Source organism: Citrobacter amalonaticus (assembly GCF_018323885.1).
Taxonomy (GTDB): Bacteria; Pseudomonadota; Gammaproteobacteria; order Enterobacterales; family Enterobacteriaceae; genus Citrobacter_A; species Citrobacter_A amalonaticus.
Map to the genome: position 1 here is coordinate 1,138,631 of NZ_AP024585.1, position 13,910 is coordinate 1,152,540.

Sequence of the window (13,910 nt, forward strand, 5' to 3'; positions counted from 1 at the left end):
ATCCTTGTTTATCAAACATAAAATCTACAAAACTAGACATCTATCGAGTTTTCATCTTAAAGTCCCGATGTTGGCACTAGACAAAACTGTCTTATGGTTATCAAATGGTTAAATAATATTTCGCTGGATGTGAATGATCGACCAGATAGATGAATGGTCGGCGGGTAATTCAGCGGCTACAAGCAAGACAACACACCATTTCGGGAGAAATTATGCATTCCTCTGTTAATAAAAACGAAAGCCGAACGTTCTTCGGCCATCCCTATCCGCTGGGGTCACTGTTCTTCACGGAGATGTGGGAACGGTTTTCGTTTTATGGCATTCGTCCGTTACTGATTCTGTTCATGGCCGCGACCGTCTACGACGGTGGCATGGGACTGGCGCGGGAAAATGCGTCTGCTATCGTCGGTATTTTTGCCGGCAGTATGTACCTGGCAGCGCTGCCGGGCGGCTGGCTCGCGGATAACTGGCTCGGGCAGCAACGCGCGGTGTGGTACGGCTCGATCCTGATCGCGCTCGGCCATCTGTCGATTGCCCTGTCGGCCTGGATGGGCGACAACCTGTTTTTCATCGGTTTGATGTTTATCGTGCTGGGGTCGGGTCTGTTCAAAACCTGTATCTCGGTCATGGTGGGAACCCTCTATAAGAAAGGCGATGCCCGCCGCGATGGCGGTTTTTCGTTGTTCTACATGGGGATTAACATGGGGTCATTCATTGCCCCGTTGATCTCTGGCTGGTTAATCAAATCTCACGGCTGGCACTGGGGCTTTGGTATCGGTGGGATCGGGATGCTGGTCGCGCTGATTATCTTCCGCGTGTTTGCCGTTCCTTCCATGAAACGCTATGACCGCGAAGTGGGGCTTGATTCGACCTGGAACAGCCCGGTGGTGAAGAGAAACGGCGTGGGACGCTGGTTGCTGGCGCTGGCCGTTGGTGTTGCCATCATTGTGACGCTGATTGCCCAGGGCGTGATTGTCATTAATCCGGTCGCCGTTGCCAGCATGCTGGTCTACGTTATTGCCGCGTCTGTGGCGCTCTACTTTATCTATCTGTTCGTGTTTGCCGGGTTGACCCGCAAAGAGCGCGCCAGACTGTTGGTCTGCTTTATTTTACTGGTTTCTGCGGCCTTTTTCTGGTCGGCGTTTGAGCAGAAACCAACCTCGTTCAACCTGTTCGCGAACGACTACACCAACCGCATGATCGGTGATTTCGAAATTCCAGCCGTCTGGTTCCAGTCGATCAACGCCCTGTTTATCATCCTGCTGGCTCCGGTCTTTAGCTGGGCCTGGCCGGCACTGGCGCGCCGAAATGTGCGCCCGAGCAGTATCACCAAGTTTGTTATCGGTATTCTGTGCGCGGCAGCGGGCTTTGGCCTGATGATGATGGCGGCGCAGAATGTCCTGAGCAACGGTGGAGCAGGCGTATCGCCGTTCTGGCTGGTGGGCAGCATCCTGATGCTGACGCTGGGTGAGCTGTGTCTGAGCCCGATTGGTCTGGCGACCATGACGCTGTTAGCGCCCGAAAGAATGCGGGGTCAGATGATGGGCCTGTGGTTCTGCGCCAGCGCTTTAGGTAACCTGGCGGCGGGTCTGATTGGTGGGCACGTTAAGGCTGACCAACTGGACATGCTGCCTGATCTCTTCGCCCGCTGCTCCATTGCATTGCTGATTTGTGCAGCAGTACTGATTGTGCTGATTGTTCCGGTGCGTCGGATGCTGGAAAACGCGCAAACGAAAACGGAGCAAAAACCGGCGTAAAATGCCTGACCGATAATTAACACTCGCAGATAAAACCGGTGCCTGATGCGCCGGTTTTATTTTTTCTTGCCAGGTATAATCTTTATTCTGACGAACAAACGCCCGTCTCATAATCGTTAATGCTATTCCCACCAGAACATGCTTCAGGCTGAAAAAACGTCGGCCTGTTGTCGCTATGTTGCCGGAGATGATCGGCGAAATACCGTCACTCTTCCTCACAAAATGAGGTTTCACATGATCCTTTATGTCTGATTAATGAGGAAAGATCTTAAGTGGAGATTAATTATTCTTAAACACCTCATTTCTGAACTGCATTTAAAGAAATAATATGCTGTATATAATTCTATTTAAGGAATTATATTCTTTTATTGTTTTGTTTTTAAGATGATTGAATTGTCATCATGGCTAAGATCATTTCATTTGTTCTCACGCCTGATATCTGGAAAATATTGCCTAAATACCGCAATGAGACTCAGGGCGTTTGGGTCGGAAGGACATACGTTACATTGCCGTGACTTTTACTTAACGCATTCACAAATACACTGCATTTAATCATGCGATGTATAGCGTGCTGTTATTTCGATACAGTGGAATTGATATGAAGAGAAAAGAATTTAAATTAACAACCATGGCGTTGTTAATCAGTAGTCTGTTAATGGCAAATAATGTCTGTGCTGCCATTCATGATGTAGATGGTATTATTAGCGGAAGCGGGATCATCGCTAAAGATCAGGAATATAAAATCATTAGCACCGCAGGGGAAAACAATACGATCTCCGTGGCGAATAATGGTGGTGTAACCATTACCAACCCAGGCGGAACGCCCACGGTCTCGGGTGGGGGCGAATTTGAAAACGGTGACTTTTTAATTTCCAACGGGACAGTGATTGTTGCCAACAGCGGAACCATTAATTTAGGTTCAGGGACTACCGTGAATCATATCATCGGCGATGTCATTCCAGGCACCGTCGAGGGGCGACCAGACATTCCGCTGGATAATGATTATCAGTTCATGTATGCGGTGGGTATCGTTCAGGTGGGTGGTAACAGTGCAGCCTATCTCGCGCAAAAAGGCTCGATCGTTGCCGATAATTTGACGATAAATATGAGTCAAAAGCGTGATGGCAAAGATATTGCGGGCATTCTGGGCAATAAACACAATGGCGTCTTTACCTTAACCGGCACCACCACGGTTAATTCTGCGGTGACCGGGGCGAATGGGAAGAATTTCGCGATCTATGCAAAGTCGGGATCGAAAATCAACGCTGAAAATTTGATCGTCAATAGTAAGGGGACATTCTACGCCGTCGGCCTCGATTCGGAATCCAGTGTGGATGCCGACCGTTCACTGATTCGTTATAAAAATGCCACGATTACATCCGTCGCCGATCAGTATGCGGACGGTATCAGTTCTAACGGGGCTGACGTTGAAGCGTTGGGCGACACCGCTATTGATGTCACCGTGAACGATGCGAATGGCGTGATTTCCGGGATCTGGGTTTCAGATGGTCTCACCGGCGTTGATCTGGATGCACATGTGACCATGGCAGGAAAGACGAGCCTGCTGCTGAAGTCAGGCGCGGAGAGTACGGTTCTCAGTGGTGTCGAGTCCGTGGGCGCTTCGCAGTTTACCAGTAACGACCTGAATATCACGCTGGATACTCAGGGGCATCAGCAAACAACCGGTACCGGCATTCGGGCCAGTAAAGAAGATGCGCTCACGGCGGGTAAAATCGACATTAATGGTCGTCTGAACATTGATGTTGTCGATACTACCCGCAGCGGGAGCTGGAACTACGTCCGTGCGGACAAGGGCGGCGAAATCACGCTGAACGGTGGGGTACAGATGGGGGTTAGCTACAACGACCCGGATGCCACTGCCATTCTGGCGGAAAATGCCGACTCCCGTGTGACGATTAACCCGCAGAAAATCGACGTTGTCGGGACGATTGAAGCCCTGGATTCCGCCGTGGTTGATGTGAATGCGATTAACCAGTCGCGTTTCGTCGGCGGGATGGTCACCAGCGGCAATGCAGTGAATAACCTGTCGCTGGCCGACGGCTCGGCCTGGAACATGACCAAAAGTTCTCAGCTCACCAACCTGACGCTGAATGACTCCACGCTGACCTTTATGCCAGCCGCCACAAACCGTCGTATGCTGACGCGTGATACCGCGAGCTTCAAAACCCTGACAGTGGACGGTGATTACACAGGCACTAACGGTAATCTCGTGATGAACACCCAACTGGGCGATGACAGCTCACCGACTGACCGGATGATCGTTGCGGGCAACACCTCCGGCACCACGAACGTTAAAGTACTGAACGCCGGGGGCGCGGGCGGTCTGACGACGTCGGGCATCGAACTGATTAGCGTTGGCGGCAATTCTGACGGTGTGTTTAAACAAAATGGCCGTATCGTGGCCGGTGCGTATGACTACACCCTGCATCGCGGTGAAGGCGAGAATAATAAAAACTGGTATCTGAGCAGCGCCCTGTCTCCGGTTACTCCGCTGGATCCTCTGAATCCTACCGATCCGCAGCCGCCAACTCCGACGCCGCGCGAACACGCGGTGCGTCCGGAAGCCGGTCTGTACGGCATGAACCTGCAGGCGGCAAACACGCTGTTCAATACCCGTTTGCAGGATCGTCTGGGCGAAACGCATTACGTGGACGCGCTGACCGGCAAAGAAGCCGTCACCAGTATGTGGCTGCGTAACGTGGGCGGTCATACCCGTCAGAAAGACAGCAGTGGTCAACTGGATATGCAGGCCAACCGTTATGTCATGCAACTGGGCGGCGACATTGCGCAGTGGTCTTCGGACAACACTGACCGCTACCATCTGGGCCTGATGGCCGGTTATGCCAACCAGAAAGCGCGCGCCGAAAACCAGCGTAACGGTAACCGGGCCGACAGCCGCATCAGTGGTTACAGCGTTGGTTTGTACGGCACCTGGCTGCAGGACAACGCGACGCATGAAGGCGCGTATGTCGATAGCTGGGCGCAGTACAGCTGGTTTGATAACACCGTTTCTGGTCGTGATGTCGAATCTGAAGAGTATGATTCTAAGGGCTTCACCGCCTCTGTTGAATCCGGCTACACCTGGAAACTGGCCGAACTCAGCGAGCGTAACGCGCTGTATATTCAGCCAAAAGCCCAGATCACCTGGATGGGCGTGAAGGCAGATGAGCACAAAGAAGTTAACGGTACCCGCGTTGAAGGTAACGGCGATGGCAACATCCAGACCCGCGTCGGCGTCCGTCTGTTCGGCAAGGGCCACAACACACTGGACGACGGCAAAGACCACACCTTCCAGCCGTTTGTCGAAGCCAACTGGATCCACAACAGCAAAGACTTTGGCGTCTCAATGAACGGTGAAAATGTGAATCTGAAAGGCGCCCGCAATATCGGCGAACTGAAAGCCGGTGTTGAAGGCCAGTTGACGAAGAACGTCGCCCTGTGGGGCAACGTCGCTCAGCAGGTTGGTAACAACGGCTACAGCGACACTTCAGCGATGATCGGTATTAAAGCGTCGTTCTGATGCCAAGTGCCGGGAGGCGGTTTCGCTTTACCCGGCCAGGCAAAAAACCTGTAGGCCGGATAAGGCGCAACGCGTCGCCATCCGGCAGTATGGGCATGAAATCCTCTATCTAAACAGTATGTTACCGATGCGTAATCCCTTCATAAATTAAACGTAACGCCAGCAGGCCAATTATCGCGCCGATGATGCGACTGGCGACGCGCTGTATTCTGCCGTATGCCCGACGCACGGCAGGCAACGAAAAGGCCTGGCTCAGAAAGACGCGCCAGATAACCGAAGAGAGCACAATCCCGGCCCAGGCCATCATCCTTGCCCACATGGGCGTGTCGGCACTCAGCGTAACGGAGAAGATACTGATAAAAAACAGGACGGTTTGCGGATTTGACAGATCGGTCAGTAAGCCACGACGAAAGAACACGGTCCATGGCGCGCTAACGGGTTGCTGCAGCGTTGGCATCTGCGGTGTGGCCTGGTGACGCATACTGTTCCAGGCAAACCACAGCAGATACGCGCCGCCGCCAATTTTGATCACCGAAAATACCGCCTCGCACTGGGTGATCAGTGTCGCCATGCCAAACAGCCCCAGCCCGGAATAGATAGCGTCACCTGACGCAACGCCCAGACCGGTTAATACTCCTGCGCGCCGTCCGGAGGCCAGACTGGTTTGCACGACCACAAACAGATTGGCGCCGGGGTTGAAGAAGGTTAACACGAACAGGCTGACGGTGAGGAAAACCGCATGTAGAGGTTCCATAAACCACATTTCCCTGAGCTGGATAACGTCACTCCATCTTATTTACAACAAAATCTGAGGGATGCGAATGGGATCACAAAGGGAGGCGAGTGAAAAAAACCACCCGTGTTACCACGGGTGGTAGAAAGTCAGAAGCTGTATTTCAGTCCTAACATTCCCTGCGTATCGCTGTAGCCGTTGTCGCCAATTTGCTGGGCGACGTTGCCCCACAGTTGCAGACGCTGGCTAAGCTGGCCTTCAACGCCCACTTTCAGTTCGCCAATATTGCGGTTGCCTTTCACGTCGTTGCTGATGTCATCCATCTTCACGCTGTAGCTACGGGTGTTGTGAAGCCAGTTGGCTTCGACAAACGGCTGGAAGGTGCGGTCTTTGCCGTCATCCATGGCGTTATGGCCTTGCAGATAGGCTTTGACGCCAAGACGCGTTTGCAGGTTGCCGTCGGTTTTATCCACCACCCGGGTGCCGTTTTTCTCAACGTGCGTATCGGCCTGCACGTCCATCCAGGTGATTTGCGCTTTAGGCTGGATGTACAGCGCCTTACGCTCGCTGAATTCGGCCAGTTTCCAGGTGTAGCCTGTTTCGACAGAGGCGGTGATGCCGTCTGAATCATACTTTTCAGACGCCAGGCCCTGTCCGGACACGGTGTTGTCAAACCAGTTGTAGAGCATCCAGCCATCGACATACGCACCGGTTTTATCGGCGTCGTTGGCATACCAGGTGCCGTACAGACCGGCGCTGTAGCCGCTGATTTCCCCGCGAGAGGTGTATCCGGTCAGGCTGGAGTGGCTGCGGCTCTTGCTGTTGGCGTAACCGGCCATCAGACCCAGATGCCAGCGATCGAGACCGTCGGTGCTCCATTGCGCGATATCGCCGCCCAGTTGCATCACGTAGCGGTTGCTCTGGGTGCTGATCTGCCCGGAACTGTCTTTGAAGCGGTTATGCCCACCGACATGACGCATCCACAGGCTGGTAACCTTCTGCTCGCCGGATAACACGTCGGTGGACTGGGTTTCACCCAGACGATCGTGAAGCCGGGTGGTGAACAGCGTGTTGGCGGCAAGGGTGTTCGCCAGATAGCTGCCGGTTTCCGGGCGATACTGATGCGGACCTTCCGGTGTCGGAGACTCTGGAATTACGGGTTCTTTCGGCTCAGTTGGTGGAACCGGTTCTGGCAAGGCCAGGCTGGTCAACGACCAGTTCTGGTTATCTCGTTTCACAAGGTCGTAGTCATATGCGCCTGCGACAATACGGCCTTCTTTCACAAAGGTACCGTTTGAAGTCCCTTCAACGTCGATAATACGGATACCTTCAATCGTCGCGGCTCCGTTACCGCCCGCGTTACTGACGCTGACGCGCGTGATGCCGTGGGTATCACCTTTCACAATCAGCTTATCCGTTGGCGACAGGTCATCACCCAGCACAGTGCGCAAGGCCAGCAAGCCGTTGTTTCCGGTGTAATCACCGTTAATTGTCAACAGGGTTGGGCTAAAGGCTGCTTGCACTTGCGACGGGGAAGAGAGTATCGCTGTGCCTGCCAGCTCCAGCGAATTCAGCGTCTGTGAATAGCCGTTAAGATCCAGCTGCGCACCGCTGTCCACGCGGTAACCGGATCTTGCACTCAGGGTATTTTCTGCCCCGGCGCGCAATGTACCATTTGCGACGTGGGTAGGGCCCTGATAGGTGTTAGCGCCTGTCAGCGTGGTCGTCCCAGAGCCGAAATGGTTGACTTCGCCAATACCTGTGATTTTGGCCGAGAGTACGAAGTCGTCGCTGTTGTGATTAAAGTTGAGCTCTGCCGTGCTCATACCGCTGGTGTTGCCAAGGTAGATCCACGGCAGGTCCAGTGTTCCCGCAGCCTGTTGTGCTTCGCCCTTTGCGCCGCCAATATTCAGGATGCCGGTACTGCCTTCTCCCACTGCCAGCCAGATTAAGTTACCCGAGCGGACCGTTGCGCCGTTGCTGACGGTGAGGATCCCGGTGGCGTCATTGGGTGTTGTTGCGAACCCCCCGAGGTAAATACCTTCCGTCACATCCAGCAGCGAGTTTTCACCGTCCACGAGGGCGACACCGTAGCCATTACGACTGGTGTTATTCGTATTGCCGACGTAGCCAATGTTCATGTGTTCGCTTAAGGAGAGGGTTCCGCCGCGGGTAATCACCAGGTTACCGCGCCCCTGATCGCCGACCACGCTCCAGACGGAAGAGACGGACGAATTTGCGCCATCGATGGTAACCGTTCCCTGCGCGTTTGCAGCATATTCTCCAATACGTAATTCATCAATGCCGCTGATTTTACTACCGTTATTCACCAGCAGCGTACCTGAACCATCATGGGTCCCGAGTACCAGATTCAAATTGCCCAGTGTCCAGGTCGCACCATTCGTCAGCGTCACGCTGCCGTTTGCGCCATTACCGATCATACCGGCGGCGGTGGTGATAGCCCGACCATCGATCAGCAGTGAGCCGTCGGAGTTATCACCCACCCAAAGACTGCGGAAGTTATTCCATGCGGGGTCGGTATTTTCCGTGGCGGAAAGCGTAATATTTTGTCCATTATTAATAATGACAGTATCCCCCACACCTGTTGGTGGGGAAATATTATTATTGGCTACCGCAGTGGACGTTAAAGCCATGGAAATTGCAATGGCTAATAGAGTTTCAGGGAAACACTGTGCATTTATTTTCATATATTGACTCTTCCTTAAGATTTAAATATTACATCCAGGCCAGGCATAAGCCAGAAAAGCCAGTGCTGAATACACGGCTATTTGTCGGGTTGCTCATGCAAATAAAATTCTGATGATTTTTAATATTATTTGCCGTTGGCGATATAGCGTAATCGTTTTGCCGCAGGCTTGCATTCGATATTGATAGGCTGAGTCTATTAACCGTCGTTAACAGAGTGAAAATATTTAAGTGATGGCTAATTATTTGATTACAAATGTTTATTGTTTTTGGCTATCCCTCCAGGAATAATGCAAATATAAGGCGGAAAACAACAGGATAGGCGAGGATTTTGATAAGATAGACTGAATAGATGCGAAGGATTAACATTAGTGTGAGTGTCGCTTTAATATGTTTAATTGCGGACGGGAATAATGTTTTTTAAGAATTTTAGGCTGGCTAATTATCATTGTTTTGATGAACGTCAATTTTTACATTGGTATTAATCTGAATGTTTTTTGTCGATGTTAAGATTATTGCCAATAAGTTGGAAAGGGTTTTGATAATAATCTTAAGTGGAGTTGTTCTGAACAGGGTTATGCATATTTACGCAATAATGAGAGATTTATTAAAAGACGGGGGTATCGGTCATTATTTTATTTATATGCAGAAAGTGACTTAACTTTACCGTAGTATGCAAAAAAGTACTGAGCAGGCCGAAACCACAAAAGCAACCTATCACTGAAAGGTCTCTGGATTTTTTCTGGAAGCTGAACTAGTTATTAATCATCCCTGAACAGCGGCATGGATTCAGCGGTGATGATAGCGTCATAACATAACCTGGAGCTTCTCTATGAAAACTGGATATAAACTCTTGATTGGTGCGTTGGCTTTTGTGGCGACAAATGCGTTTGCAGCGGAGCTGTTAACAAAAGCTGAGTTTGAGAAGGTGGAGTCGCAGTACACCCTGATTGGCAACATCAATACCAGCAATGAAACGTCCACTCAGGATGCGAAAGAAGATCTGCTCAAAAAAGCGGATGAGAAAGGGGCTGATGTGGTCGTGCTGACTTCCGGTCAAACCGACAACAAAATTCATGGCACTGCCAATATCTACAAGAAAAAGTAATTCGTAAGCGTGCCGGATGGCGCTGGCCTGGTGAAATGTGTAGGCCGGGTAAGACGCTGTGTGTCGCCATCCGGCCGTTCATTCCTTCAGCCGTCGCCAGAATGTGGTTCTGCTGATCCCCAGATAACGCGCGGCGGCGCGCTTATCGCCGTTAAACTGCGCCAGCACCTGCTGTGGCGTAGCGGAAGGCGAAGGGGATGACGGCGATTCGTTCTCCGCCAGTTCCGGCAGTATCTGCTGTAATAAATGTTCATTCAGTTGTGGCATCGGTTCAACGCTTAAAAACAGTGCCAGCCGTTCCATCATATTGCGCAATTCGCGAATATTTCCCGGCCACTGATAGTGCAACAGCGCACCGGCACTCTGCGCCAGTCCGGCGCGCACCGACTCGGTAAATGGTACGGAGAGCGCGGCCAGCGATTGTTTTAAAAAACCTTCCGCCAGCGGCAGGATATCGGCGGGGCGCTCCCGTAGAGCCGGTAACGACAGACGTAAAATACTCAGGCGATAAAACAGATCGCGACGAAACTGCCCGCGTTTCATCTCGTCTTCCAGATTGCAGTGGGTGGCGCTAATCACCCGCACTGTCACCGGAATGGGGTGATGTCCACCCACCCGGGTGACCTCTTTTTCTTCCAGCACGCGCAGCAGTCGGGTTTGCAGCGGCAGCGGCATTTCGCCGATTTCATCGAGAAACAGCGTTCCGCCGTGGGCGATTTCAAACAGCCCGGCACGACCACCGCGTCGCGATCCGGTGAAGGCGCCTTCCTCGTAGCCAAACAGCTCCGCTTCCAGCAACGATTCGGCGATCGCCCCGCAATTCACCGCGACGAACGGATGCGCCGTTTTGTCGCCGCGCGTGCCAGGACGCGTACAAAACTCGCGGTGAATGGCCTGGGCTGCCAGTTCTTTCCCGGTGCCGGTTTCCCCCTGAATCAGGACAGAGGCGGGTGAACGGGCATACAGCATAATGGTATGGCGCACCTGTTCCATCTGTGCGGACTCGCCACGAATATCCCCCAGCCCATAGCGGGTGCGCAGCGCCTGATCGGAGGCATAATGACCGTGGCGACGTTGGGTCAGGCGGGTCATGTCCAGCGCATCGCTAAAGGCCTGACGCACCGTGGCGGCGGAATAGATAAAGATACCGGTCATGCCTGCCTCTTCCGCCAGATCGGTGATCAGTCCCGCGCCAACCACCGCGTCAATGCCGTTTGCTTTCAACTCGTTAATCTGCCCGCGCGCGTCTTCTTCGGTGATATAGCTGCGTTGTTCCAGTTGCAGGTTGAAGGTTTTTTGAAAAGCCATCAGCGCGGGGAGTGTCTCCTGGTAGATCACCACGCCAATGGAGGCGGTCAGTTTTCCGGCCTTTGCCAGCGCCTGCAGAACGTCAAACCCGCTGGGTTTGATCAGGATAACTGGTATCGACAGGCGACTTTTCAGATACGCGCCGTTCGATCCGGCGGCGATGATCGCATCACAGCGTTCGGTGGTCAGCTTCTTACGGATATAGGTGACCGCTTTTTCAAAACCGAGCTGGATGGGGGTGATGGTCGCCAGATGATCAAACTCCAGGCTGATGTCGCGAAACAGATCGAACAGTCGCGTTACTGAGACCGTCCAGATAACCGGTTTGTCATCATTCACCCGCGGGGGAAGCGTTGTCGTCGCCATAGCCAACCCAAAATAAAAGGACAGAGTAATGGGTGTAGTCTTGTTTCATAATTGTTGCAATGAAACCGATCGGGACGTTTCATGAAACGTTAGCTGACACGCTTTTTTTCGCTTATCGCGGTATGCTGTGTTTTATCTTATTGTTATATCGATGGTTATTTAAAACACTCTCTTTCAAAGCGCCTTTGGCATAGCCCTTGCTTTATGTGAATCAACGGTTAGTTACAAGTTGATAACACGAGGATGGACTATGTCTCTGGATTCTCCGGGTCAGGCATTTCGCGCTGCACTCACCAAAGAAAACCCCTTACAAATCGTCGGCACCATCAACGCCAACCATGCGCTGTTGGCCCAGCGCGCCGGGTATCAGGCGATTTATCTTTCGGGCGGCGGCGTCGCGGCTGGTTCGCTGGGACTGCCGGATCTGGGCATCTCCACCCTGGACGACGTCTTGACCGACATTCGCCGCATCACCGACGTCTGCCCGCTCCCGCTGCTGGTGGACGCTGATATCGGCTTTGGTTCGTCGGCGTTTAACGTTGCGCGCACCGTCAAGTCGATGATCAAAGCCGGGGCGGCGGCGCTACACATCGAAGATCAGATTGGCGCCAAGCGCTGCGGCCATCGTCCGAATAAAGCGATTGTTTCGAAAGAGGAGATGGTCGATCGCATTCGTGCGGCAGTGGATGCCCGTACCGATCCCCACTTTGTGATCATGGCGCGTACCGATGCCCTGGCGGTGGAAGGGTTAGACGCAGCGATCGATCGCGCCCGGGCCTATGTCGAAGCGGGCGCCGACATGCTGTTCCCGGAGGCGATCACGGCGCTTTCGATGTACCGCCAGTTTGCCGATGCAGTCCAGGTGCCGATTCTTGCCAATATCACCGAATTTGGCGCTACGCCGTTGTTCACGACCGACGAACTGCGCAGTGCGAACGTGGCGATGGCGCTCTATCCGCTCTCGGCATTCCGCGCCATGAACCGGGCTGCTGAAAAGGTCTACAACGTGCTGCGCCAGGAAGGGACGCAAAAGAGCGTTATCGACATCATGCAGACCCGCAACGAACTGTATGAAAGCATCAATTACTACCAGTACGAAGAGAAGCTCGACGCGTTGTATATCAAGTAGGCCGGATGGCGGCTACGCCTTATCAGGCCTGGACGAAAACCCTCAGTACCCTACATATGACAATAATGATGAGGACAACATGAGCGACACAACGATCCTGCAAAATAATACCCATGTTATTAAGCCTAAAAAATCCGTCGCGCTGTCCGGCGTACCGGCGGGCAATACCGCGCTGTGCACCGTCGGCAAAAGCGGCAACGATCTGCACTATCGCGGCTACGATATTCTCGATCTCGCCCGGCAGTGCGAATTTGAAGAAGTCGCGCATCTGCTGATTCACGGCAAACTCCCGACCCGTGACGAACTTCAGGCATACAAAAGTAAACTCAAAGCGCTGCGCGGGTTACCGGCTAACGTCCGTACCGTACTGGAAGCGCTGCCAGCGGCATCGCATCCGATGGACGTGATGCGCACCGGCGTATCGGCGCTGGGCTGTACGCTGCCGGAAAAAGAGGGGCACACCGTTTCCGGCGCGCGTGATATTGCCGATAAGCTGCTGGCCTCGCTCAGTTCCATCCTGCTCTACTGGTATCACTACAGTCACAACGGCGAGCGTATTCAGCCAGAAACCGATGACGACTCTATCGGCGGCCATTTTCTGCACCTGTTGCACGGCGAAAAACCGACGCAGAGCTGGGAAAAAGCAATGCACATTTCGTTGGTGTTGTACGCCGAGCATGAGTTCAACGCCTCCACCTTTACCAGCCGCGTGATTGCCGGCACCGGATCGGATGTTTACTCGGCCATTATCGGCGCGATTGGCGCACTGCGCGGTCCGAAACACGGCGGGGCGAATGAGGTCTCGCTGGAGATTCAGCAGCGCTACGAAACGCCGGACGAAGCCGAAGCCGATATCCGTAAGCGCGTGGAAAACAAAGAAGTGGTGATTGGTTTTGGTCATCCGGTTTATACCATTGCCGATCCGCGTCATCAGGTCATCAAACGTGTGGCGAAGCAGCTTTCCGAAGAGGGGGGCTCGCTGAAGATGTACAACATTGCCGATCGTCTGGAAGAGGTGATGTGGGAGACGAAGAAGATGTTCCCTAACCTCGACTGGTTCTCGGCGGTCTCCTACAACATGATGGGCGTTCCCACCGAAATGTTTACCCCGCTGTTTGTCATCGCCCGCGTCACCGGCTGGGCGGCACACATTATTGAACAGCGCCAGGACAACAAAATCATTCGTCCTTCCGCCAACTATACCGGCCCGGACGATCGTGAGTTTGTGCCGATCGATCAGCGTCAGTAATTCATTACCTCTA

8 protein-coding genes are annotated in these 13,910 nt (G+C 53.0%); 5 read left to right on the forward strand and 3 right to left on the reverse strand.

Annotation, left to right across the window (positions count from 1 at the left end; genetic code table 11):
- Positions 1 to 212 precede the first annotated feature (212 nt).
- Entirely contained in the window at positions 213 to 1,757 is a 1,545-nt protein-coding gene (locus KI228_RS05440; protein WP_043001668.1) for a peptide MFS transporter, read from the forward strand.
- Positions 1,758 to 2,355: 598 nt separating this feature from the next.
- Positions 2,356 to 5,298, forward strand: a complete 2,943-nt coding sequence (locus KI228_RS24275) for an autotransporter outer membrane beta-barrel domain-containing protein (protein ID WP_061070494.1) — start codon at positions 2,356 to 2,358, stop codon at positions 5,296 to 5,298.
- Positions 5,299 to 5,419: 121 nt separating this feature from the next.
- On the opposite strand, the gene KI228_RS05450 is transcribed toward KI228_RS24275, so the two are convergent.
- A complete protein-coding gene (locus tag KI228_RS05450; RefSeq protein WP_044258897.1) occupies positions 5,420 to 6,052 on the reverse strand; it encodes a LysE family transporter in 633 nt (210 codons plus the stop codon).
- 128 nt (positions 6,053 to 6,180) lie between these two features.
- The gene (locus tag KI228_RS05455) at positions 6,181 to 8,685 is read right to left on the reverse strand and encodes an autotransporter outer membrane beta-barrel domain-containing protein (protein WP_224267570.1); all 2,505 of its coding nucleotides are present in this window, start codon (positions 8,683 to 8,685) and stop codon (positions 6,181 to 6,183) included.
- Between the two features lie 884 nt (positions 8,686 to 9,569).
- Here KI228_RS05455 and yahO point away from each other — a divergent pair.
- Complete coding sequence (gene yahO / locus KI228_RS05460) at positions 9,570 to 9,845, forward strand: DUF1471 family periplasmic protein YahO (protein WP_043001665.1); 276 nt, start codon at positions 9,570 to 9,572, stop codon at positions 9,843 to 9,845.
- A gap of 78 nt (positions 9,846 to 9,923) precedes the next feature.
- On the opposite strand, the gene prpR is transcribed toward yahO, so the two are convergent.
- Positions 9,924 to 11,519, reverse strand: coding sequence for a propionate catabolism operon regulatory protein PrpR (prpR, locus tag KI228_RS05465; protein WP_212807549.1), 1,596 nt, complete (start codon positions 11,517 to 11,519; stop codon positions 9,924 to 9,926).
- Between the two features lie 250 nt (positions 11,520 to 11,769).
- Here prpR and prpB point away from each other — a divergent pair, with 250 nt between their 5' ends.
- Entirely contained in the window at positions 11,770 to 12,648 is an 879-nt protein-coding gene (gene prpB, locus KI228_RS05470) for a methylisocitrate lyase (RefSeq protein WP_044268728.1), read from the forward strand.
- 79 nt (positions 12,649 to 12,727) lie between these two features.
- On the forward strand, positions 12,728 to 13,897 hold the full coding sequence (prpC, locus tag KI228_RS05475) for a bifunctional 2-methylcitrate synthase/citrate synthase (RefSeq protein ID WP_043001662.1): 1,170 nt from the start codon (positions 12,728 to 12,730) through the stop codon (positions 13,895 to 13,897).
- Positions 13,898 to 13,910: the final 13 nt, after the last annotated feature.